Source organism: Bordetella petrii, from assembly GCF_000067205.1.
GTDB classification, from domain to species: Bacteria; Pseudomonadota; Gammaproteobacteria; order Burkholderiales; family Burkholderiaceae_B; genus Bordetella_A; species Bordetella_A petrii.
Genome location: NC_010170.1, coordinates 4,551,188 through 4,572,999, shown reverse-complemented (window position 1 = coordinate 4,572,999; position 21,812 = coordinate 4,551,188). Strand labels below are relative to the sequence as shown.

The window sequence follows — 21,812 nt, the reverse complement described above, 5'->3', positions numbered from 1 at the left end:
TCCATCCTGACACGGAGAACGCCATGCAGGTCGTATCCATCATTTCAACCAAAGGCGGGGTCGGCAAGACCACCACGGTCGCAAACCTGGGCGGTCTCGCTGCGGACGCCGGGCTGCGCGTGCTGTTGCTCGATCTTGATGTGCAGCCCACCTTGTCCTCCTACTACGAGCTGGCCCATCGTGCGCCGGGCGGTATCTATGAATTGCTGGCCTTCAACGAGCGTGACCTTGGCCAGCTTGTGTCCCGCACGATCATCGCGGGCCTGGACTTGGTGCTCTCCAACGACCACCGAGGCGAACTGAACACTTTGCTGCTGCACGCGCCAGACGGGCGACTGCGGCTGCGGCACCTGCTGCCGATACTGAACCCCCTCTACGACCTGGTGCTGATCGACACCCAGGGCGCGCGCTCGGTGCTGCTGGAGATGGCGGTGCTGGCCTCCGACCTCGCGCTGTCGCCAGTGACCCCGGAAATCCTCGCCGCCCGCGAACTGCGGCGCGGCACCATGCAGTTGCTGGCGGACATTGCGCCGTACCGGCAGCTGGGTATCGAGCCGCCGCCGCTGCACCTGCTCATCAACCGCGTCCATCCGGTGTCCGCCAACGCCCGTCTGATCCAGCAGGCGCTGCGCGATCTGTTCCAGGGCCACACCGGCATTCGGGTTCTGGCCACCGACGTGCCGGCCATTGAGGCTTATCCGCGTGCCGCGACGCGCGGTCTGCCGGTGCATCGGGTCGAGTACCGCCAGCCAGTGGGCAGAGTCGCTCCCGCCGCGCTCGCCACCATGCGCGATCTTGCCGGCGAATTGCTCCCGCAGTGGCAGGATCGATTTGCCGCAGTGTCCGGCCGTCCGCCACAGCCTCTTGATACCAGGAGGCCCCATGGCCAACGCACATGAACTGGCCCGAGGCCACAGCCGGCTGCGCGCCCTGATCGAGTTCGCCGTCGGCGAAGGCTGGCACGTCAAGCGCACGGCGGGCGGTCACCTCAAGTTCACCAAGGCAGGCTGCGCCGCGATCTACACCAGTTCGACGGCCAGCGATCACCGGGCAGCCCTCAACGCCCGTGCGCAGATCCGTCGTGCCGAGCGCGAGACCCGATCCCAAGCGCAGGGAGGCGGCCATGACTGAGATCACCTCCCAGCAGATGGCCGGCAAACTGCTTGCGTCCGGGTTCGAGCGCAGCGGCCCGTCAGCAACGACCTTGAGCGACCCGATCGCCGACACGCCCATGGTCGTGACGCTCGACCAGTTGCACCCCTACGACCACGACCCGCGCAAGAAGCGCAATCCGGTGTACGAGGAAATCAAGGCATCCATCCGCGAGCGTGGCCTGGACGCGGCTCCGGCCATCACCCGGCGGCCCGGCGACGATCACTACATCATCCGCAATGGCGGCAACACGCGACTGGCAATCCTGCGCGAACTCTGGTCGGAGACCAAGGACGAACGCTTTTTTCGGGTCTCATGCCTGTTCCGCCCGTGGCCCGAGCGTGGTGAGATCGTCGCGCTCACCGGGCATCTTGCGGAAAACGAACTGCGCGGTGGCCTCACCTTCATCGAGCGCGCTTTGGGCGTCGAGAAAGCGCGCGAGTTCTACGAACTGGAAATCCGCTCCACCCTGAGCCAGTCCGAGCTGGCTCGCCGCCTGGCCGCCGACGGATACCCCGTGCAGCAGTCGCACATCAGCCGGATGGCCGACGCCGTACGCTACCTGCTGCCCGCAATCCCGACCGTGCTCTACGCCGGCCTGGGGCGTCACCAGGTCGAGCGGTTGTCGGTCATGCGCAAGGCCTGCGAGCGCACCTGGGAGCATTACGCCAAAGGCCGCTCACTGGTTCAGGACTTCGACGAGTTCTTTCAGGAAGTGCTGTCGCAATTCGATGTCCAGGCCGACGAGTTCTCTACGCAGCGCGTACAGGACGAGCTGATCGGCCAGATGGCCGAATTGCTGGACGTCGATTACGACGTGCTCGCTCTGGACATGACCGAATCCGAGAGCCGCCAGCGTGCCTTGGTCAGCGAGCCGACGCCGCCCTCGACACCGCCTGCCTTGCCAGAGCCAGAGGCCATCGCGCGCCCACCTGTCGATACCGCGCCACCCGCCGCGAAGCCTGCGGCAACGCCATCAACGGGCAAAAGCGACACGGATGGCAGCCTGCTTCAAGAGCACATCGTCTCCCCGGCGCCGACAACCGAACGGCTTGAGTCCATCCAGCGCATGGTCGCCGACCAGTTGGGCGATGCACTGCCGCGCGACTTCTCGGCGAACGTCTTGCAGTCCATCCCGGTGCAGGCTGGCGGGCTCTATCCGATCTCGGATGTCTGGTACATCGCCCCCGGCCTGGACACACCCGAGCACCTGCGCATCCACGTCGCGCAGTTCGCCCGCGAGATTGCGGTCGAGGCAGACCTGGGCGAGTGCATCGATGACCGCCCAGACGGTATCGGCTTCGCCTGCCGTGCCCATACCTCAAGCCTGGCGCCAAAGGGCCGTGCCGTCCATACGCTGTTGGCTTGCCTGGCCGGTCAGCAGCCCGCCGACGTCGGTCTGGACAACGGGCAAGTCGTCATCGACCTGCCGGCGCTGCTGTACGGCCAGGGCGACGTAACCCGAAGATTGAGCGACACCGCGCTGGTCAAGCTGTTCCGCCTGCTGCGACTGGCCCGCCGCCTGCTCGATCTCGAAGCCGGCGCTGCGGACTCTGGAACCTAAGCGAGGGAGGCCAGCATGTCCACAGCACACCCACTCAACCAGGCTGTCATCGCCCAGGCCCTCTATGACCTGCGCAATGGGCAACTGCGCCGCTGCAAGCTGATGGGGTTTGGCGAGGCAGAGCTGGACGCCCTCAAGCATCCCGCGCTGATCAGCGTGCTGGCCAACGCCAACGTCTCCTGGTGCTCAGTGACGGTCAACCGCGAAGTGCTGCGGCGGCTGCTCCAGCAGGCGCAGGATGTGGAGAAGGAAATCGCCACAGTCGATCGCATGCTCAGGCTGGGCGCGAGCACGGAGATGGTCAGCAAGTTCTATGGCTTGACGCATCAGGAAGTGGCTCTTCGCCGTGAAATCCTTGGTCTGCCCAAACGGAAGGGTCGGCACCCCGTGCTGGACGAGGAGCAGGACACGGAGCTGTGGCGGCAATGGAAGGCCGTGACCAACAGCAGGACCGTCGATCTCGAAGACGAAACTTCCATCCTCGATGCCGCCATGGACTTGGCCGAAGGCATGTCGCTGCCTCTGTCGGTGGTCTGGGCCTCGATCAAGAGCTGGGTCGATCAGGGACTGGCTTGAGTCATGGCCGTGGACGACACCGCACCACGAGCCCTACGCCAAGGCCCCATCGCACTCGCAGAGCTGTTCGATGCTGCGCTAAAAGACCTTGTGCCCAAGCCCGCCCCCAGCGCACCTGCGTCTACACCGGCACAGTCGCCCACGCCCACCTCCGGCGATGCTTTCCTGTTCAGTGGCAACCGGCACGAGACGGTGCCACGCAAGTTGTTCCTCGACCGTCGCTTGACGCCGCTGGAACGAAACGCCTGGCAAGTGTTCCGGCTGATGCTCAACGACGATGGCGTAACCGCATTTCCCACCTACGAGCAGTTGCGGCCCTGGCTGGCGTCCATGCCCTGCGCAGGCCAGGCCTCGCATGAAACCGTGGCACGGGCGCTGACACTGATGCGCCTGACTCGCTGGCTGAGCCTGGTTCGGCGACGGCGTGACCCCAAAACCGGCCGCATCCTCGGCAATCTGTACGTGCTGCACGACGAACCCTTGACACCGTTCGAGGCCATGCAGCTCGACCCGGACTACCTGCAACTCGTCAGCCAGGCGCTCGGCCATTCTGCCAAGGCCGTGCAGATCGTGGGCCTGCACACGCTCAAGGAAATCGGTGAAGACCCATTACTGGCCGGACGCACCCTCCCGTCACGGTTGCAGGTGATGGCCGAACGTCTCGCCAAGCAGGACCTCACGGCCAGCGATAGTTATCCACAGGAAGACGCCATTCACGACTCCGAAGAAGGGGCTCCGAGCCTTCTTCGGAATGGCGAACGCCCCTCTACGGATTCCGAAGCAGGGTCGAAACCCGCGCCAGACGTCTCTCTTCGGAATCCGAAGCAGGCCCGTACAGTACGTAGTAGTTGTATTAATGAAATACGTACTACTGCGCAGGCGCGCGCGCTGGGCGATCTGCAATGGCCCAAGCGCTTTGCGCAACTGAAGGCGGAACAGCAGGCGGGTGCCAAGGTGGCATTGCAGCAGGTTGATGCCTCGCTGAGGCAGGACGTGCTGGACGAATGGGCCGCGCGTTGTAGCAACCACGGCATCCGCAATCCCGCAGGGTATCTGTTCGGCATCATCCAGCGGGCCATCCACGGTGAGTTCAATGCCTGGGCAAAGAAAGACCCGCCACCGGCACCCACTCAACCAAACGAACGGCCACCACCCGCACCGCCGGCCCAAACGCAGGGTAAGCCGGTGCCACCAGAAGTCGCCAGGCAGCACATCGAGCGGCTTCGAGATCTGCTCGCCAGAAAGTGAGCAGGCTGGCAAGGCGGTGAAGTGGACACCCATGGATGCCAATAGAGCTATCCCCTGGGGATAGTTCCACCGTTGGGGCGGATGCTGTGCAGTCGCAGACCTGACATCGAACATCTGCCGCAGCAGCGGCGTTGCCCGTCCTGATCCCGACGTGCAGCGTTCGTTGGCGCTCCATGGAGCTATCCCCTGGGGATAGCTCGCGCCGCATGCGGCCACCACGCGCTGAACCGGGGTCTGGCTGGTTTCGGTTTGTTGACTGACTGCCTTCCGCTTCCTGCCGAAGCTGACCGCTCCTTTTCCCACAACGAGCGGACACCATGGCAACCAATGAACCTCTGCAACTGAATCTCGGCTCCCTGCGCAGCGCGATGTCGCTGACGCTTCACACGCACCACGCCTCGCGCATCTGGCATGGCCGTGCCGCCGCCGAGGGGCGACCGGGCATCGTCGGCCTGAACGGCTACATCGCCCAAATGAACAAGATGCGGCGCGGTTCGGAGCAGGACGACCCGTACTCGGATTGGTGGATGCTGCGCATCGAGGCCAAGCTCGACCAGACCAAGACCACGCTGCAATCGCTGCGCGAGCAGGTGGATCAGGCACTGGCGAGCGTGCCGCCGGCACTCAGCCTGGGCGAGAACCTTAACGTGCAGCCCGTCAAGTTGCCGCTGTTCGTCAATGCGCAGCTCGGCTTTGCCGCCGTCTATCTGCTGGCCGACTACGACGACATCGCCCGCAAACTGATCCTCGCCCACCACACGGCGCTCATCGACCGCAGCACCTTGGAGCGCTGGCTTAACGAGGGCGCCCATGCACTGCGCAGCCTGTTTTCGCTGGCCCAGCAATACCGCTATTCGGGCTGCACGCGCGACGATTTCGTGTCAAAGAACGCCGCAGCACGGGCGGCGTTGGAGAAATTCGGCGAACTGCCCCAGGACGTGCTGGAAGGCACGCGCCGCTCGAAGTTCGCGCCGCCCATCGTGCGCCGTGGCCTGCAACAGCGTGCTCAGAGTCCTGCTGCAGCGCCTGCCCCCAACGACGCGGCCACCACCGACGAGCCCGCCACTGACGCAGCACCCGAAGTCAGCGCCGGCGAGGTCGAGGACGAGCAGGCATGAGCGATCCGAACCGCGAACCCCGCTACTTCCAGGGCCTGCAACAGGCAGCCTTCATGAAGCTGGAACACGCTGCCTCTCTAAAAGGCCTTTTAAAGCCTTTTAAGGGTAAGGGGGATCTTGAGACCTGGGCCAGTCAGTGTTTCGCCATGCGCGACGAGTTGATTGACATGGCGCAGCGGCAGGTGCTGCAACAGGCAGTCGGGCATCCCTTCCACCTACTGCCCGTGGAGTTGGCCCAGCAGACCACGGGCGCAGGCACGGCGTTTTTGCGCTGGCGCAAGCACGACCGCTCAGCCATGGGCGTAGCCCTGTGGCAGGAATTGATGGCGAGCACCGGCACGCCGGTCAACCTGCTGGCCGAGCTGCACGCGATCGAGCTTCAACGCATCACGCTGAACATGCAGATCAGCCTGTTGCACACCTTGGGCAGGCAGGCCCAGGAGTGCGCCAGCAAGGCCGCCAAGGCGGAGGACGCCTACCTGCGACGGCTCAAGTCCATCCCACCTGGAGTGCGTGATCGGTGATGGCATCGGACACCCCAGTACGCGCCCGACGCCGACGCGGCACGGGTATTTCAACCACCATGGAGATTGCAACATGAGCACGCATTTTTGGGGTGAAGGCAACATTGGCTCACCGCCCGAGTACCGGGAGTTCCCCAACGGCAACGACGAGCCGCGGCGCTTGCTGCGGCTGAACGTGTACTTCGACAACCCCGTTCCCACCAAAGGCGGCGACTTCGAGGATCGCGGCGGTTTCTGGGCACCGGTGGAAATCTGGCACCGTGACGTCGCACACTGGAAGGATCTGTACCAGAAAGGCATGCGCGTGCTGGTCGTCGGACGCATGGAGCGCGAACCCTGGACGGACAATGAGGATCAGCCGCGCGAAACCTGGCAGATCAACGCGCGCAGCGTCGGCATCCTGCCGTTTCGCATCGAGTCCGTGACCCTCAGCCCGAAGCCGCAGGATGCGGAGGCAAAGTCCCAGGCCGCCCAGGAACCGGCTGCGCCAAAAGAGCCGCGGCGTAGGAAGTGACCCGGTATGAGCCGGCCACTGTTCGCCGCTCCATGCACCCGCGAGCTATCCCCAGGGGATAGCTCCATCAACGTCCACCGGCTTCCACGCGCTCCCGAAAATCGCGGCTCCCGGCCCGCACCCCCCGGCTGCACGCCATCTCCACCCCAGCCATTCCATCCCGTGAAAGAGGTCGCCACCGCTCGCGACTTGTTTGCTGCTGCCCTTGGCGGTGCTCGGCATCCTCGATTCCAGCAACTCAATGAACCACGGAAATCGGATGGACGGACATGCGGCTGTTCTTGTGCGAGAAGCCCTCCCAGGGCAAGGATATTGGCCGGATTCTCGGCGCGACGCAGCGCGGTGAAGGCTGCCTCAGCGGCTCCGGCGTCACGATTACCTGGTGCATCGGCCATCTCGTAGAAGCGGCAGCACCCGAAGTCTATGACGCGGCGCTCAAGCGCTGGTCACTGGAGCAGTTGCCCATCATTCCCCAGCAGTGGCGGGTCGAGGTCAAACCCAAGACCGCCACGCAATTCAAGGTCGTCAAGGCGCTTCTGGCGAAGGCGACCCATCTCGTCATCGCCACCGATGCCGACCGCGAGGGCGAGCTGATCGCCCGCGAGATCATCGACCTGTGCGGCTACCGTGGTCCCATCGAGCGCTTGTGGCTGTCGGCGCTCAACGATGCGTCGATCCGCACCGCGCTCGGCAAGCTGCGACCGTCGTCCGATACGCTGCCGATGTATTACTCGGCGCTGGCGCGTTCGCGGGCAGACTGGCTCGTGGGCATGAACCTCAGCCGTCTTTTCACGCTGCTCGGGCGGCAGGCGGGCTACGACGGCGTGCTGTCGGTCGGACGTGTCCAGACCCCGACCCTGAAGCTGGTCGTTGATCGCGACCGCGAAATCGCGGCTTTCAAGTCGGCGCCGTTCTGGGCCATCGACGTGTCTCTGTCCACAGAGGGTCAGGCTTTCTCCGCGCAGTGGGTTGCGCCCGACGGCTGCACCGACGACGCCGGTCGTTGCCTGCAACAGCCGGTCGCCCAGCAGGCGGCGCTGCAGATTCGCGTCGCGGACAACACCCAGGTGGTGTCGGTCGAGACCGAGCGCGTGCGCGAAGGCCCGCCACTGTTGTTCGACCTGAGCACCTTGCAGGAGGTCTGTTCCAAGCAGCTCGGGCTGGACGTGCAGGAGACATTGCAGATCGCCCAGGCCCTGTACGAGACGCACAAGGCCACGACCTACCCGCGCTCGGACTCCGGCTATCTGCCCGAAAGCATGTTCGCCGAGGTGCCCGCCGTCCTGGACAGCCTGCTCAAGACCGATCCGTCGCTGCGCCCGATCATGAGCCAGCTCGACCGCTCCCAGCGTTCGCGTGCATGGAACGACGGCAAGGTCACGGCGCACCACGGCATCATTCCGACGCTCGAACCCGCGAACCTCTCTCCTCTGAGCGAGAAGGAACTGGCGGTGTACCGGCTGATCCGGGCGCATTACCTGGCGCAGTTCCTCCCGCACCACGAGTTCGACCGTACCGTGGCTGAGTTTTCCTGCGGCCAGCAGATGCTGGTGGCCACCGGTAAACAGGTGGTCGTCAAAGGCTGGCGTCTGGTGCTGGCCGAACCGCAAGCGGATGAGGACGGCGACGACGCGGCGCGCAGCCAGGTGCTGCCCCCGCTGCGTGGGGGCCTGGCGTGCCAGGTGGCTGAGGTCGAGATCAAGGCGCTCAAGACGATGCCGCCCAAGCCCTACACCCAGGGCGAACTGGTCAAGTCGATGAAGGGCATTGCGCGCTTCGTGACCGACCCGCGCCTGAAGCAGAAGCTCAAAGACACGACGGGCATCGGCACCGAGGCGACGCGGGCCAACATCATCAGCGTGCTGATCGCCCGTGGCTACATCGTGAAGAAGGGGCGCTCCATTCGCGCATCGGATGCGGCGTTCACGCTGATCGACGCCGTGCCCGCAGCGATTGCAGACCCCGGCACGACGGCAGTGTGGGAGCAGGCGCTCGACATGATCGAGGCGGGACAGCTCACCCTGGACGTATTCCTCAGCAAGCAGGCCGCCTGGATTTCGCAGTTGATCGCGCAGTACGGCAGCATGTCCCTGTCCATCAAGCTTCCCCATGGGCCAGCATGTCCGCAGTGCGGCGCAGCGACGCGCCAGCGCACCGGCAAGAGCGGCCCATTCTGGTCGTGCAGTCGCTACCCCGACTGCAAAGGCACGCTGCCGGTCGAATCCGGTACGCCCAAGCGTGGCGCTTCGCGCTCGCGTAGCAGCGGCCGCAAAGGCGCCTGACTGACTCCGTTTCCCGTGGGCCGCGCCCTGTTTCAAAGGCGTGGCCCGTGTCCCGCACGCCCCTGCGGGTCGCCCAGCGCGCAACACCTTCTTGTCCGTGTGCGCGTCCCGCCCAGCCGTCCCCGGCTGCGGGACCTGAAGGTAGCTTTTCCGCGAACCGTCTCCCGCGTGTTCTGCTGGTCTGTGTTTCTCCCGCCCACTGCGAAGGGTCCCCCGATGGCTTACCAGGCAGCGCGAGCCACCCGGAGACCCTTTGTGGTCAGCGGTATTCGGTGCCGGTGCCCACCGGCGCAAAAACGGGCTCCCTTTGTGCGCGGATGTGCGCCAGACGATGCCGGCCCCAGCCACGACATGGGCCGGGTGTGATTGCTGATGAGCAGACGGTTCTAGCGACGACCGGGCCTGCAACAGCCCACGGGTGGTTATTTCCTCCCGAGCCGAAGGTCAGCGAGCCTTCGGCATCTTCATCTCGCCGATCAACGTTCCGAGCCAACGGCCGGCCACAGCAACAGGAAACCGACGCATGCAACAACCGGAGAAAGTACGAGCCGCGTTCGAGCGCGACCTTGGCAACAAGGTGCTGTTCATCAAGGGCGGCAAACTGCTGTTCATCGATGGCATCAATCTCAAGGCCATCGCCGACCGTAAGGCGTATTTCGCTTCGCTGCGTGCGCGGCAGGCGCAACCCATTGTGGTCCTGGCCGAACTGGGACAGGACGAGGCATTCGCCCTGTGGAAGCAGCATGTCCTGGGCGACACGACCGAGTGAGCCAACGCACCCACGCCCCCCTGACAGCCCGCACTCGATGCGGGTTTTCTGTCTCTGCGCCCATCAATCCGGGCTGGGCCGAATGTCGTTTTCCAACTGACGCAGCGCGGCCCCCGGACGAAGCTGCCCGCATGTTCGCTGATTCGTCAGCACATGCCAGCAGCCATGGGTTCCAGGCTGCCGTGGGTTCTTCCCGCGTAACCCGCCAGTCCGTATCGCATCAAGTCTGCGGACACGCGTCCCCGTGACGCCGATGCTTTTTATCCACCGCGTGCGGGAGCTGCCATCCCGTGAGGGACAAGGCCCCGCTTTTCCAAGGAGCCTACCCATGTCCCACAAAGCCTCTTTCGGCCAGTTGGCCTTGACCTATTGCGGCAAGTTCCTGCCGCTCGAAGTCCTGCAAAGCGCCGCCGGCCACTACATCGGCACGCGCGATACCGAAGGTCCCGTTTCGCGGGAATCGCACGAGTACTTCCGCAGCCATGCGGCGGCTCAACGTGCCCTCGAAAGAGGCGGCTGGTCCCAGCTCGCCATTCCCTGATCCAACTGGAGGAATCACGCCATGAATCAACTGCTGCCGCAGGAAGTCGTCGATCAGATCATGCGGGAAGAGCAGCATTTCGCTGCCGCGCCCCAAGCCTTCTTCGAGGCATGGAAGCGTGGTGCCGAGATCGCTGGCCCCGAATGGTTCGGCGACGGCACCCGTGACGGCCTGAACCAGGCCAAAAGCAAGTGGGATCTGCGTCCCAACATGCTGCGGCTCAACGATGCCCTCGGTGTCCTGAGCAGCGGGCAACGCATGTTTCTGTCCGCCATGGTCAGCTTCTACAACGCGCACGAGGGCGGTGCCATGCTCAAACGCTGCCATTTCCACGGGCTGTCGGACTTCGACGGTCTCGACTTGGAACGCCGCAAGGTCATTGCCGACTTGATGCTGAACTACAGCGGCTGGTGAGCCCGTTTCCGGCACACCCCCGTCTTTTCGTTCCCCACGAGGGACATGCGCCCACACAGCCATGTCCCTCGATTTCCTTTCCGTTGCCCAGCGTAAAGCGGCTGAATCAAAGCCAACGATCAGCGCCGACTGACGCATTTTCCCCTTTCAACCCACCGGGTCCAATTCCCGGTGGCGGGAATTGGCTCCATTATTCAATCTGGAGAGTTCCCATGTCCCAGAATCCCAATCCCTTTCTCCGTGGCTACTGGAATTTGAAGATCGTCCGCACGCTGTCCATCAGCTACGAGGACGGAATTCCGCATGTCTGGCGAAACATCCACCCGAGCCAACAACATCTTTCCGACGAGGAATTGATTTCATCGTCCTGCATCGTCACCAGCGATTTTGCGGTGGTCACGAACGGCTCTGAACCTGTGAGTGCCGAAGCACTGGCCGAATGCGATGCCGATGAAGGCGTTAACGGCGAAGGCGTGATCGGTGCCGTGGTCTATGCCATTCATGGCGAGGACTTCGACGGCCGCCTGATCCACGTCGGTGACAGCTATTCGGTCGAAGCCGCGCGGGAAGTTGTGCAGCGCCTGAGTTTCGAGACCGGCTACTACAGCCGATGCTGGGAGATCAGCAGCGCGCACATCAGCCAGGAAACCGGCCAGTACCTCGCCAACCTGGCGGACCTTGCCACGCCGGAGGCCTTTTTGTTCATCGCCTTTCGGGTTCCGTACAGCCCGGCGATCGGCGTCAAGCTGATCTCCACGCCCTGGACGGACAAGAACCTGGAGCACGCCGAGGGCATCACCGCCGAGCAGCTTCGGCAGGAGCACCGCAGCAAGGGCATGCCCGCCGACCTGGCGAACATCCTGGAGCTGGCTGGCCAGGCCGATGTGCGCATCCTCATCCTCGACGCTGACGCGCCCGTGTTGCTGGGCCTGCCGCTGGCCGAGCCCTAGCAAACACACCACGCGCCCACCTTCCTCTTTGCCCTCCATGCCAGCCCGTCTCCTTTCTGGGAGCCGGGCTGGTCCAATTCCATAGGAGCACTTTATGTTCCCCGACCTCATCTCGCCCGCACGCGACTTCGAGCATCAGCTTGGAGCCTGCGTCAACGCCATGGGCCAGGACGACGCCATCGGCCAGATCCTGGTATTCGAGCGCTTGAGCGGCATGCTGCACATGCGCCATATCGCCAGCGCCGATCTGGCAGACACCGACATTGATGCCTACGAAATGGTCGTCTTCGACGGCGGCAATACCGGCGGCGACTCGTGGAAGCACGTGTTCTTTCCACGTCAGCGCGAACACTACTTCGTGTACCAAGTCTGACCACCCAGCCGCTTTCGAGGGGCCTTTTCTTGTCGCGGCGCAGGAAAGCGGGTGCGGCGCGGTGCGGTTTCCTGAGCGCAGGCCGCTCACTCAAGGGCCATCTTTACCCCATGTTCGTCGGCGTTGCCGACACATGCCCAGGCAGCCAAGACCTTCAAGGCTGCAAGCGCGGGAAACCGTGCTGGTTGTTTCTTTCTACGGACGCATCGCGCCCATCCACCCACAAGGGACCTCTCCCTTGCGGGCGGGGAATCCCTTGTTCTTCCTCAAGGAGATTCACATGGATCGCTCTCTTATCAAGACCCTGATGCCTTCGCTGGTCGCAGGCCATGTGCCCCGCAACGTGCGGTCGTTCAAGTACCGCGTGTTCGATGATCAGCCACAGTCCTCGACACTGGGCTTTGTCATTGATCCCCAGCCCTTCGACGGCAAGGTGGTCGCAGCCAGCGAAGACGCCATCGTCGTCAAGCTCAAGCCCAGCGAGTTCGCGGTACTCGATCCCAACCTGGTGACCACCGTTCCCAGCGAGGGCACCAAGGTGCATGTCCAACCCTATGCCCGTCGTCGTTTCGACGGTCTGCGTGCGGACACGCCAGAAGAGCGCACCGAGATGATGTCCGACGGCACGCCCTACACCGTCAAGACACACATCCTCGGCTCCGCGCCGGCCAAGTTGCCCATTCCCGAGCCGCAGTGCATGGAACTGGGTCAGCTCATCGAGCAGTTGGAGGAAATGCCGGCGCCCGACGGGTTCCGGCGCATCACCCACATGCTGGTCGATGCGGGCGCCCACGACTTCACCTGGGTCGATCCGACGCCGTCCAGGATCATCGAAACGCCTCCGGCGATCAGTTTCACGGTTTCGACCGCGAAGTTCGCCGGCCAGGTGACGATCCTCTACCAGCCCGGCAGCGATACCTATGCGGTGGAGCTGCGCCGCGACGGCGAGTTGGTCGATCGGCACGACGAGGTGTATTTCGACATGCTCGGCGAAGTGCTGGAGCGACTCATAGACGACGGGCGCTGGCGCCTGATCGACGTGAGCGTGATCGGCGCGGAGACGTCCCGACGGCGCCGCGCTGTACCGGCGTGACACCACGAAAAGTACCAGGCGACATGCCCCCACAGGCTCTCCCTCCATTCGGAAGGAGGGCCTTTTTTCTGCCGTGGGAGATTTCATCAAAGGGAAACGATCGGATACCGATTGATGGCTGCCTCGCGCGCGAGGCCTGGCCATGCTGAGCCCATGCCTGCTGACGTTGTCAGCGACATGCCAGGCAACCATCGGTCTTCGAGGTTGCGGCGCAGTTCCCACTGCGTGACCGAGCCAGCTCGCACCGCATCCATCCGCGAGCGGCCACCAGTCTCTGGTGGTGGATGCTTTCGCCTTATCAACCCATCGCGGGGTTACGCACCTTTCCCCGCTGCGTGGGGCCGGTGTGTCTCCGCTTCATCCCTATGGAGATTCACCATGAGCACCACGTCCAACGAGAAATCGTATTTCGACCTCCACACCTCGGGCATCGGTTACATCCAGCGTGCCCGTGAAGTGCCTGTTCGGGGCGGCCGCCGTGCGCAGCCTTTCCTGGCATGCACCATCGCCGCGCTGGTCGGTTCCGCAAAGGATCCCAGCTATCGCTATTTCGACGTCAAGGTCTCGGGTGCCGAGGCCAAGAAGCTGGTCGAGCGCTACATCGGCGTTGACGATCCCAAGCAGCGCCCACTGGTGCGCTTTCGCCTCGGCGACCTGTGGGGCGATGCGTATATCCGCGACAAGGGTGAGCAGAAAGGCCAAGCCGCCGCGTCCCTCAAGGCGCGACTGCTCAAGGCCGAGCCGCTTGACCGGGCCGAACTGGCTTCGATCAGGCAGCACGAGCTGGTCACCCGCGGCATCGGCTACCTCAGCCGTCCGAAGGACGTCACACCCAAAGATGGCGACCCGTTCCTCTCTTGCACCGTCGCCGCTCTGGCCGGGCCTGTCGATGAACCGGAGTATCGGTACTTCGACAGCATCGTCACCACCCCTGAAGCCGAGCATCTGGTTCGCCGGTGCGTGCAGGCCATCGAAGGGGACTGCAAGGTGCTGATCGCTTTCCGTCTCAACGACATGAAGATCGATCCGTACATCCGCACCAAGGGTGAGCGCGCTGGGGAACCGGCCGCAAGCCTGGATTCGACACTGATCCACATCGGCCTGATCAAGATCGACGGCACCAAGGTCTATCCGACGAGCCCCGCGCAAGCAGATTCGCCGCCGGCCCAGGACGCTCCCGCGCCCGAAGCCGAGGACGCCGCCCCCGCTGCAGATCAGCCTGCCGAGCCCGCCGAGTGCGAGCCCGAAGGTGAAGTCGAGGAGCAGGAGCCGGCATTGGCTGCTTCGTTCTGATCCGGCATGGCCCCTCATGGGGCCTTGCCGCTTCTCCTTGCTGCATCTGCAGCGTCCTCCATCCGCATAGCGCGCTCGCGCATTTCTTCCCCCGAGTTCCGCGTGGTCAGACGGCCGCGCGGTTGTCGCATTTTTCACAGGAGAACAGCCATGTCTCTGGCATCCCGTTTTGCTCCGCAGTCCCCGATCCTGCGCTCAGATCGCCCGCTCTCGGACGACCGCATTCGCGCCATTGCTCCATCAATCTTCGCCGACGCTCCGCATGGGAGCCGATCCGAGCGGTATGCCTACATACCGACCTCGACCGTGCTCGCCAAGCTGCGCCAGGAGGGTTTCGAGCCCTTCATGGTGTGCCAGACGCGCGTGCGCAACGAGGATCGGCGCGAGCACACCAAGCATCTCATCCGACTTCGCCATGCCAGCCAGATCAACGGCGACGAGGCGAACGAGATCATCCTGCTCAACAGCCACGACGGCACGAGCAGTTACCAGATGCTGGCAGGCATGTTCAGATTCGTCTGCCACAACGGCCTGGTCTGCGGCGATACCACCGCCGACATCCGTGTCCCGCACAAGGGGGATGTGGCCAGCCAGGTGATCGAAGGCGCCTACGAAGTCCTTGAAGGCTTCGAGCGCGTGAAGGACTCGCGCGATGCGATGCGCACCATCACCCTCGATGAGGGCGAAGCAGAAATCTTCGCGCACTCAGCGCTGGCACTCAAGTACGACGATCCTGCCAAGCCGACGCCTGTCACGGAGCGTCAACTGCTCGCGCCCAGGCGCTGGGACGACCGCAGGGATGACCTGTGGGCCGTCTTCAACCGTGTCCAAGAGAACCTCGTCAAGGGGGGCCTGAATGGACGCTCGGCCAATGGCCGCAATCAGCGCACCCGCCCGGTGCAAGGCATCGACCAGAACCTGCGCCTGAACCGGGCGTTGTGGCTCCTGGCCGAAGGCATGCGCCAGCTCAAGGCGTGATGCCAAGTGGACCTTGCCCACCTCGGGGGAGGTTCATTTCCTCTCATCCACCGGCTGCCACCAGCCGTCCGTCATTCATCATCAGGAGTACCACCATGACAGCCAAATCGGCACCCGAGCAATCGGTTTCGCCCATCATCGTCCCCGGCCAGCTCACGCTGCGTACCATCCGCGGCAAGAACGGCCCCTTCACGGTCGGACGCCTCGCCACGCACCTTGGTACGTTCGAGGTCAAGGACCCGGAGCTGGAGCAATACCCCGAAGGCAAGTACGACGGGGAGTTCATCATCAGGTACATCTTCCCGAAGTCCTACCCGGTCGGTGGCGGCATGCGCTTCGAGATCCGCGCCAGCCTGGACGGAATGACGCTCTACGACATCGACAAACTGAGCCGTGACGAAGCACGCAGCTTCGCCACCCAGGACCTCGATCCACTTGATGAAGAGCTGGGCGCACAGCCTGCAACAACACCGGCAACACCGGCCAAGCCCAGCAAAACCTCCAGGCCCGCCAAGCCCGCACCCGTACAGGCATCCACAGACCCGCTGGTCGATACCACGCCCTTCGGCGTGGATGCGCCGACGCCCGCTGCGGCAACTGCTCCCTGCAGTACCGAAGATGGCGACGCCGCGCTGTTCAGCTTGCTCTGGCCGCTGGGCGAGTCCGTGAAACTGGATTCGACCATCGACCGCCGCACCCTGCGCGCGCAGATCGTCCGCCTGGGCGAACTGGGCTACGCGCTGGACTTCAAGACGCAGGAGTGGAGCCGCCAGGCCGAACTGCAACCTGCGTAGTACTGGGCACCGCATCTGCGGTGTGCTTCATCCACCCGCCGGGGGTCTTCCCCACCGGGGAGGCTTCTGGCTCAATTTTTCCAGGAGGCCTCTCATGGGCTGGTATTTCTCACCCCAATCGCGGTCTGAACTGATCGCGGAGTTGATCGCACCGCAAGAGACCGAACGCGCCAGCGTGAAGGTCATCGCCCACGCGCTGCGTGGCAACGTCCTCTGGTCTGTTGTGCAAGTGACGGCCAAGGCCGAAGGCGTACACCGTGATCTCGCACCGGGCCAGTCCCTGTGCACCATCCGCTGCGATCTGCTGGAACGCAGCGGCGGCCAGTGGGGCTATAAGCCACTGGACGAATCCATGCACCCGTACTACTACTCGTGCCCGCTGTGTGCGACCTGAAAGTCGCTTCGTTGATTGTTCCAGCTACGCAAGTAGCGAGGGAACCTGGTGTTCCGTCATCAGTAGCCTACCGATACATGCAGGACTGGCAACGGTCTTGTGTGAAGCTATCGGGACAATGCACTCAGGCCATTTGGCCGCGCAGAGCCGCGAGGCAAGGCGTCCACTGCAAGCATCAATGCGGGGTGAGGCTAGGCTGGGAGACATGATCAGTAGATGCAAACTGTCGATAAACGTCGTGACACGTAACGAGCCAAAGATGCTGTCAGGCTCGAACCAAAAGGTATGCGGCTGGATGCTTCCTTACAGTGTGGGAGCACACGGACACAAGGCCGCCGGCGAAGAGACAGGATCTAAATCTTCCTTGTCAACGTAGTGAAACAGGATAAGCCCGTATCGCTGCCCATTGGGCAGGCAGACCGTAAGGAATGTTGTTGGCGGTGCGGGTATGAGAGTGTGGAAAAAGCGAAGGCCACTCTGTAATGGGGTGGATAGAGATTGCGCTGCAAGGCAACATCATCTCACGTGAAAGCGGGCAGACTTCCACATGGTCTTTCTCTACGAGAGAACTTGTCCAACCTTCTTAAAGAGGGAATTGCAGATGACTACGCAAGAAATTGCTTGCGCGGGTGCGCCCTCACGCGAATCGGTCACATGGCACAGCATCGACTGGGCTACGTGTCACCGTGAAGTGCGAAGGCTCCAAGCGCGTATCGTAAAGGCGACACGGGAAGGAAAACACGGCAAGGTGAAAGCCCTGCAGTGGATTCTGACCCACTCGTTCAGCGGCAAAGCATTGGCCGTCAGACGAGTCACCGAGAACCAAGGCAAAAAGACGCCGGGTGTGGATGGCATCACATGGTCCACTCCGGAAGCCAAGTCTCAAGCCATGTTGTCAATCAAGCGGCGCGGGTATCGTCCCCAACCGCTGAAGCGTGTCTATATTCCCAAAGCCAATGGGAAGATGCGGCCGCTGGGTATCCCGACCATGAAAGACAGGGCGATGCAGGCGCTATACCTGCTTGCTCTGGAACCCGTGGCCGAGACCACAGCGGATCGAAGCTCGTTTGGGTTTCGTCCAGAACGATCCACGGCGGATGCGATAGGGCTGTGTTTTACGCAGTTAGCTCTGAAACGCTCCCCGAAGTGGATTCTTGAAGGCGACATCAAAGGCTGCTTCGACAACATCAGCCATGACTGGCTCATGGGTCACATACCGACGGATCGAGAGATTCTGAGTAAGTGGCTCAAGGCTGGGTACATGGAAGATCGGCAACTTTTCCCAACCGAAGCCGGTACCCCGCAAGGGGGCATCATCTCGCCAACCCTGGCGAATCTCGTCTTGGACGGACTGGAAGCCAAACTAGAAGCCGTGTTCGGTAGAGCACGGTATATCAATGGCAAACAGACCCGTCTGGCTGTCAATTATGTGCGCTACGCGGACGACTTCATTGTGACGGCACGTTCGAAAGAGCTACTGGAGCAGGAGGTCATGCCGCTTGTCGAGGAATTCATGCGGGAACGAGGGCTCACGCTCTCACCCGAGAAGACCAAGATCACGCATATAGACGAGGGCTTCGATTTCCTAGGCCAGAACATCCGCAAGTACGACGGGAAGTTGTTAATCAAACCGTCGAAAGCGAATGTGGCAACCTTCCTCGGGAAAGTTCGCGCCGCGATCAAAGGAAACAAAGCGGTAAATCAACAAGAGTTGATTCGACTTCTTAATCCAATGATTCGGGGCTGGGCAAACTATCATCAGCACGTCGTGTCTTCTGCGACGTTTGCCTATGTCGATCATGAGATTTGGAAAGCGTTGTGGCGATGGGCCGTTAGGCGGCACTCACAGAAGGGAGCGAGGTGGATTAAACGCCGCTACTTCCATGCCGTGGGTGACCGTAGCTGGGTATTCGCTGAGGCAACGGGGGAACGATTCCCGGATGGGAGTCCAATCCTGAAGTCTTTGCGGTATGCAGTCGATACGCCCATTCGGCGACACCGACCGATCAAGTTGGAAGCCAATCCATTCGACCCCGTGTGGGAGACGTATTTCGAGGAGCGTGTAAGCCTCAAGATGCAGAACTCACTAAAGGGAAAGAGGAAGCTCATCAACCTCTGGTTGGATCAGGATCGTCGTTGTCCAATCTGCCGCGAGTTGATCACGCAGGAGTCGGGGTGGCATGTCCATCACCTAATCCGGCGGGTCGATGGCGGAAAGGACGGGAGCACCAATCTCATCATGGTGCATCCGACCTGCCATAACCAAATCCACGCCAACGGTCTCAAGGTGGTGAAGCCGGTTCGCGAAAGCGGGCTTTGAAAGGCTTGAGCCGTATGAGGGGAAACTCTCACGTACGGTTCTTAGGGGGGGATGGTGCCAGCAATGGCCTGTCCCTACCCGATCCTATCTGAACCTCGCACCGGAGCAATCCGCCGACTGGCGTGCAGGCGTTCGCGCCTACCACGCGCGGCGGCGCACATCCAAGGAAGCCACAGCTCCAGCTACGGCGCTGACGGTCTGAGTCAGGGACGCCTTTTTTCCACCCCAAGGGGCAGTGCTTGCCCCCTGCGGGCGATGCTGTTCCCGTTCATCCGAGGACACCACCATGCCCGCAAACACTTCTTCCACCACGCTGTACCGCATCGACGAATGCCCGGACGTGATGGCCGACGCTTGCGTCGGCGATGACCAGGGCAACCTGATCTTCCTGTCGATCTGGGCACGGGACACCGCCGTCCAGCAGTTCCTGGCTCGCCTGACCCTCGGGCGCGACGAGCAGGGCCTGGAGCAGTTCCACCTCATCACCGACCAGGGCAGCAGCGTCCCGGTGTTCGTCAGCAACGTCGATCGCCTGGAAAAGCGCATGACCCGCGCCTACCGGCGAACGCTGTTCGGTTCGCTGTCCAACGTGTGGCTGTTCGATCGGCGCTGCGTCAAGCCCGACAAGGCCAACGCCAGCGCACTGGCATTGCTGCCCCGCGATAGCGACCACCGGCTTGACCGCCTGTGGACGTTGGTGCAGGACACCTGCCCACTGCCGTTGCTCGACCACTGGCGCGAAACCGTGCTGGAACTGCTGCAAAGCCGCGAGATGCTGACCCGTCTGCCATTCGCCCTCGGGCCTTTGGTGGGCCATCGGCTCGCCATCGACGTGCCGGCGCTGACCCTGGCGCTCGGCTCGCTGATCCGCAGTGACGTGCTCACCGCCTATCCCTATCCGGCCAAGATTTGGACGCCGGAAACGGTAGCGGCTTGACCCACCTGCGCAGGCACGCCAAGGCGCGCCTTCGCCAATCATCCCCGCCAACCAGGAGACTTCCATGGCGCTCATGTTCCCGCGGCTCGCCCGCAATTTCGTGAAGAACGGGGTGTGACGTGAAGTCACGTGAGTAATTGTCTCAGCCCCTCGGGGTTAGCGAGACCTGATATTCCGCTATCAGTAGCCTACCGACACATGCGACTTCGGCAACGAGGTGGTGTGAAGCTGTCGGGACAATGTAGACCTCCCATGAGGGAAAGGTCCTTCCGCGAGGGAGGGCCAAATCTGCCAGCATCAAGGCGGATGGGTCGCTAGGCTGAGCGACATGGTTAACGCAAGTGAACTGCTGATAAACACTGTAATAGCGAACAAGCCAAAGATGCTGACAGGCTTGGGCCAAAAGGCAACGTAGTCGGTCAACCCTCGTCCGTTTGGGGTTGCGCGGACATCACGACTACCGGTGAAAAGGCAGAACCTAACTCGCTCTTGTTACTCACGTGGAACACGGTAAGCCTGACGTTGCCCGCGAATTTCGGATCCCTTAACTGAGCGAGATTATGCCACCCGTTGGTTCTGGGCGGCGTACCAGTCCCGCTCGAATTGCATCGGGCTGACGTAGCCCAACGTCGAGTGCAAGCGCGAATGATTGTAGAAGCTCAACCAGTCGATTACCTCGTCCATCGCTTCGCGACGCGTTGCAAAGCGCTGGCCGAGGATGCGTGCACGCTTGAGCGATCCCCACAGGCTCTCGGTCGGTGCGTTGTCCCAGCAATTGCCTCGACGGCTCATCGAACTGCGCATGCCGTAGCCCTTGAGCAGGTCCTGGAAGTCATGACTGCAATACTGGCTGCCACGGTCACTGTGGAGGATCAGGCCCGCTTGCGGACGGCGGCGAAACCACGCCATACGCAGCGCATCAGACACCAGCTCCGTGCGCATGTGCGGCTGCATCGACCAGCCCACCACCTGACGGCTGAACAGGTCGAGAATGACGGTCAGAAACAGCCAACCCTCGTCCGTCCAGATGTACGTGATGTCCGTAGTCCAGACCTGGTCGGGACGCGCGGGAGAGAAGTCTCGTTGCAGCAGGTCCGGTGCGACCGGCAGGCTGTGTTTGCTGTCGGTCGTGACCTTGAACCGGCGTTTGGTCTTCGCCTTGATGCCGTGCAGCTTCATGAGCCGCTGGACACGATCCTTGCTGACGCGAATGCCCTGGACCAGCAGTTGCTTCCACACGCGCGGCCAGCCGTACTCGCCTTTGGATTCAGCGTGCACGGCCTTGATGTGCACCAGCAGAGCGTCGTTGCTGATGCGTCGGCGCGGTCGGTCAGTATCGACATCCCGCACCTTGCGCGCGTGGTAACCGCTGGGGCTGACACCCAGCACCTGGCAGCTCAGGGACACCGGCCATTGTCGGCTGTGAAGCTCGATCCAGGCGTACTTCATGCCGACACCTTCGCAAAGTACGCCGTGGCTTTTCCCAATATGTCGCGCTCCATCTTCACGCGTGCCAACTCCGCGCGCAGCCGGGCAATCTCCATCTGTTCTGGAGAAACCTGTTTGCCTGCGCCGTTCAGCTTCCCAGCGGCATCGGCCTTCACCCAGTTGTGCAGCGTCTTCGGGCTGATGCCCAGTATCTTCGCCACCGCCGCCATGCTCTGGCCGCCGCGGACCATGCGCACGGCTTCCAGCATGAATTCCTGCGTATATCGAGCTCTCGGATTACCCATCTTTCCTCCCTCCTTGCGTGAGTTTTACACACTCAGCAAGGGATCCATTTTTTGCGGGCAAGCTCAGCCCGTACCACCGCCCCTCGGGGCAGGCAGACCGTAAGGAATGCTGTTGGTGGTGCGGGTAGAGGAATGTGGAAAAGGCGAATGCCGTCCTGTAATGGGACGGATAGGGATTGAGCCGCAAGGCAACATCATCCTGCGCGAAAGCGAGCAGACTTCCACTTGGTCTTTCTCTACGAGAA

At 62.7% G+C, this 21,812-nt stretch carries 21 protein-coding genes and 1 pseudogene; 21 read left to right on the top strand and 1 reads right to left on the bottom strand.

All coding sequences use genetic code 11. The features are described 5' to 3' along the window. Nucleotides 1-23: 23 nt before the first annotated feature. From BPET_RS21885 to BPET_RS21785, 21 genes and pseudogenes are all read left to right on the top strand, one after another. Nucleotides 24-899, top strand: coding sequence for a ParA family protein (locus BPET_RS21885; protein WP_012251147.1), 876 nt, complete (start codon nt 24-26; stop codon nt 897-899). Then, on the top strand, nt 883-1,131 hold the full coding sequence (locus tag BPET_RS21880) for a hypothetical protein (protein ID WP_012205954.1): 249 nt from the start codon (nt 883-885) through the stop codon (nt 1,129-1,131). Before BPET_RS21885 ends, BPET_RS21880 begins: the two co-directional genes overlap by 17 nt. After that, nucleotides 1,124-2,716, top strand: coding sequence for a ParB family protein (locus BPET_RS21875; RefSeq protein ID WP_012205955.1), 1,593 nt, complete (start codon nt 1,124-1,126; stop codon nt 2,714-2,716). Before BPET_RS21880 ends, BPET_RS21875 begins: the two co-directional genes overlap by 8 nt. Nucleotides 2,717-2,731: 15 nt before the next feature. Then, nucleotides 2,732-3,292 (top strand): DUF2857 domain-containing protein, encoded by a 561-nt coding sequence (locus BPET_RS21870; RefSeq protein WP_008267477.1) that lies wholly within the window; start codon nt 2,732-2,734, stop codon nt 3,290-3,292. Between the two features lie 3 nt (nt 3,293-3,295). Next, the gene (locus tag BPET_RS21865) at nt 3,296-4,540 is read left to right on the top strand and encodes an STY4528 family pathogenicity island replication protein (RefSeq protein WP_012251146.1); all 1,245 of its coding nucleotides are present in this window, start codon (nt 3,296-3,298) and stop codon (nt 4,538-4,540) included. Between the two features lie 317 nt (nt 4,541-4,857). Continuing rightward, nucleotides 4,858-5,658, top strand: a complete 801-nt coding sequence (locus BPET_RS21860; RefSeq protein WP_012205957.1) for a PFL_4669 family integrating conjugative element protein — start codon at nt 4,858-4,860, stop codon at nt 5,656-5,658. Continuing rightward, nucleotides 5,655-6,182, top strand: coding sequence for a DUF3158 family protein (locus tag BPET_RS21855; RefSeq protein WP_012205958.1), 528 nt, complete (start codon nt 5,655-5,657; stop codon nt 6,180-6,182). The genes BPET_RS21860 and BPET_RS21855 overlap by 4 nt, the downstream gene beginning before the upstream one ends. A gap of 73 nt (nt 6,183-6,255) precedes the next feature. Continuing rightward, nucleotides 6,256-6,696 (top strand): single-stranded DNA-binding protein, encoded by a 441-nt coding sequence (locus BPET_RS21850; RefSeq protein WP_012205959.1) that lies wholly within the window; start codon nt 6,256-6,258, stop codon nt 6,694-6,696. Nucleotides 6,697-6,965: 269 nt separating this feature from the next. Beyond that, a complete protein-coding gene (locus BPET_RS21845) occupies nt 6,966-8,978 on the top strand; it encodes a DNA topoisomerase III (protein WP_012205960.1) in 2,013 nt (670 codons plus the stop codon). A gap of 538 nt (nt 8,979-9,516) precedes the next feature. After that, a pseudogene (locus BPET_RS21840) lies at nt 9,517-9,747 on the top strand (hypothetical protein); the annotation flags it as partial. A gap of 328 nt (nt 9,748-10,075) precedes the next feature. Further along, nucleotides 10,076-10,288: a hypothetical protein gene (locus BPET_RS21835; RefSeq protein ID WP_003158617.1), complete on the top strand. Its 213-nt coding sequence runs from the start codon at nt 10,076-10,078 to the stop codon at nt 10,286-10,288. 21 nt (nt 10,289-10,309) lie between these two features. Then, complete coding sequence (locus BPET_RS21830) at nt 10,310-10,702, top strand: hypothetical protein (RefSeq protein ID WP_012205962.1); 393 nt, start codon at nt 10,310-10,312, stop codon at nt 10,700-10,702. Nucleotides 10,703-10,914: 212 nt separating this feature from the next. Continuing rightward, nucleotides 10,915-11,652: a DUF5983 family protein gene (locus BPET_RS21825; RefSeq protein WP_012205963.1), complete on the top strand. Its 738-nt coding sequence runs from the start codon at nt 10,915-10,917 to the stop codon at nt 11,650-11,652. A 94-nt stretch (nt 11,653-11,746) separates the two neighbouring features. Beyond that, nucleotides 11,747-12,025, top strand: coding sequence for a hypothetical protein (locus BPET_RS21820; protein WP_012205964.1), 279 nt, complete (start codon nt 11,747-11,749; stop codon nt 12,023-12,025). 280 nt (nt 12,026-12,305) lie between these two features. After that, nucleotides 12,306-13,118, top strand: coding sequence for a hypothetical protein (locus BPET_RS21815; protein WP_012205965.1), 813 nt, complete (start codon nt 12,306-12,308; stop codon nt 13,116-13,118). Between the two features lie 378 nt (nt 13,119-13,496). Then, nucleotides 13,497-14,411 (top strand): DUF3577 domain-containing protein, encoded by a 915-nt coding sequence (locus BPET_RS21810; RefSeq protein ID WP_012205966.1) that lies wholly within the window; start codon nt 13,497-13,499, stop codon nt 14,409-14,411. 150 nt (nt 14,412-14,561) lie between these two features. Further along, nucleotides 14,562-15,389, top strand: a complete 828-nt coding sequence (locus BPET_RS21805) for a DUF932 domain-containing protein (RefSeq protein WP_012205967.1) — start codon at nt 14,562-14,564, stop codon at nt 15,387-15,389. Between the two features lie 95 nt (nt 15,390-15,484). Further along, nucleotides 15,485-16,183 carry a DUF3275 family protein gene (locus BPET_RS21800; RefSeq protein ID WP_012205968.1) on the top strand — a complete coding sequence of 233 codons (699 nt, stop codon included), beginning with the start codon at nt 15,485-15,487 and terminating at the stop codon, nt 16,181-16,183. 94 nt (nt 16,184-16,277) lie between these two features. After that, complete coding sequence (locus tag BPET_RS21795; protein ID WP_012251145.1) at nt 16,278-16,577, top strand: hypothetical protein; 300 nt, start codon at nt 16,278-16,280, stop codon at nt 16,575-16,577. Nucleotides 16,578-17,178: 601 nt separating this feature from the next. Next, nucleotides 17,179-18,897 carry a group II intron reverse transcriptase/maturase gene (gene ltrA / locus BPET_RS21790; RefSeq protein WP_012248063.1) on the top strand — a complete coding sequence of 573 codons (1,719 nt, stop codon included), beginning with the start codon at nt 17,179-17,181 and terminating at the stop codon, nt 18,895-18,897. A gap of 286 nt (nt 18,898-19,183) precedes the next feature. Further along, nucleotides 19,184-19,834 (top strand): hypothetical protein, encoded by a 651-nt coding sequence (locus tag BPET_RS21785; RefSeq protein ID WP_012251144.1) that lies wholly within the window; start codon nt 19,184-19,186, stop codon nt 19,832-19,834. A gap of 558 nt (nt 19,835-20,392) precedes the next feature. On the opposite strand, the gene BPET_RS21780 is transcribed toward BPET_RS21785, so the two are convergent. Continuing rightward, nucleotides 20,393-21,567, bottom strand: a protein-coding gene (locus BPET_RS21780) for an IS3 family transposase (RefSeq protein ID WP_085970191.1) whose coding sequence is annotated in 2 segments (ribosomal slippage) — nt 20,393-21,318 and nt 21,318-21,567 — 1,176 coding nt in all. Because the reading frame shifts where the segments join, the coding sequence is not laid out codon by codon here. Between the last annotated feature and the right edge of the window lie 245 nt (nt 21,568-21,812).

Bases quoted from the DNA above. Each gene is read 5' to 3' on its own strand.
- BPET_RS21795 (WP_012251145.1), top strand. From the start codon at position 16,278: ATGGGCTGGTATTTCTCACCCCAATCGCGGTCTGAACTGATCGCGGAG.
- BPET_RS21880 (WP_012205954.1), top strand. From the start codon at position 883: ATGGCCAACGCACATGAACTGGCCCGAGGCCACAGCCGGCTGCGCGCC.
- BPET_RS21825 (WP_012205963.1), top strand. From the start codon at position 10,915: ATGTCCCAGAATCCCAATCCCTTTCTCCGTGGCTACTGGAATTTGAAG.
- BPET_RS21875 (WP_012205955.1), top strand. From the start codon at position 1,124: ATGACTGAGATCACCTCCCAGCAGATGGCCGGCAAACTGCTTGCGTCC.
- BPET_RS21850 (WP_012205959.1), top strand. From the start codon at position 6,256: ATGAGCACGCATTTTTGGGGTGAAGGCAACATTGGCTCACCGCCCGAG.
- BPET_RS21800 (WP_012205968.1), top strand. From the start codon at position 15,485: ATGACAGCCAAATCGGCACCCGAGCAATCGGTTTCGCCCATCATCGTC.
- BPET_RS21885 (WP_012251147.1), top strand. From the start codon at position 24: ATGCAGGTCGTATCCATCATTTCAACCAAAGGCGGGGTCGGCAAGACC.
- BPET_RS21785 (WP_012251144.1), top strand. From the start codon at position 19,184: ATGCCCGCAAACACTTCTTCCACCACGCTGTACCGCATCGACGAATGC.
- BPET_RS21835 (WP_003158617.1), top strand. From the start codon at position 10,076: ATGTCCCACAAAGCCTCTTTCGGCCAGTTGGCCTTGACCTATTGCGGC.
- ltrA (WP_012248063.1), top strand. From the start codon at position 17,179: ATGACTACGCAAGAAATTGCTTGCGCGGGTGCGCCCTCACGCGAATCG.
- BPET_RS21865 (WP_012251146.1), top strand. From the start codon at position 3,296: ATGGCCGTGGACGACACCGCACCACGAGCCCTACGCCAAGGCCCCATC.
- BPET_RS21860 (WP_012205957.1), top strand. From the start codon at position 4,858: ATGGCAACCAATGAACCTCTGCAACTGAATCTCGGCTCCCTGCGCAGC.
- BPET_RS21810 (WP_012205966.1), top strand. From the start codon at position 13,497: ATGAGCACCACGTCCAACGAGAAATCGTATTTCGACCTCCACACCTCG.
- BPET_RS21830 (WP_012205962.1), top strand. From the start codon at position 10,310: ATGAATCAACTGCTGCCGCAGGAAGTCGTCGATCAGATCATGCGGGAA.
- BPET_RS21815 (WP_012205965.1), top strand. From the start codon at position 12,306: ATGGATCGCTCTCTTATCAAGACCCTGATGCCTTCGCTGGTCGCAGGC.
- BPET_RS21820 (WP_012205964.1), top strand. From the start codon at position 11,747: ATGTTCCCCGACCTCATCTCGCCCGCACGCGACTTCGAGCATCAGCTT.
- BPET_RS21870 (WP_008267477.1), top strand. From the start codon at position 2,732: ATGTCCACAGCACACCCACTCAACCAGGCTGTCATCGCCCAGGCCCTC.
- BPET_RS21855 (WP_012205958.1), top strand. From the start codon at position 5,655: ATGAGCGATCCGAACCGCGAACCCCGCTACTTCCAGGGCCTGCAACAG.
- BPET_RS21845 (WP_012205960.1), top strand. From the start codon at position 6,966: ATGCGGCTGTTCTTGTGCGAGAAGCCCTCCCAGGGCAAGGATATTGGC.
- BPET_RS21805 (WP_012205967.1), top strand. From the start codon at position 14,562: ATGTCTCTGGCATCCCGTTTTGCTCCGCAGTCCCCGATCCTGCGCTCA.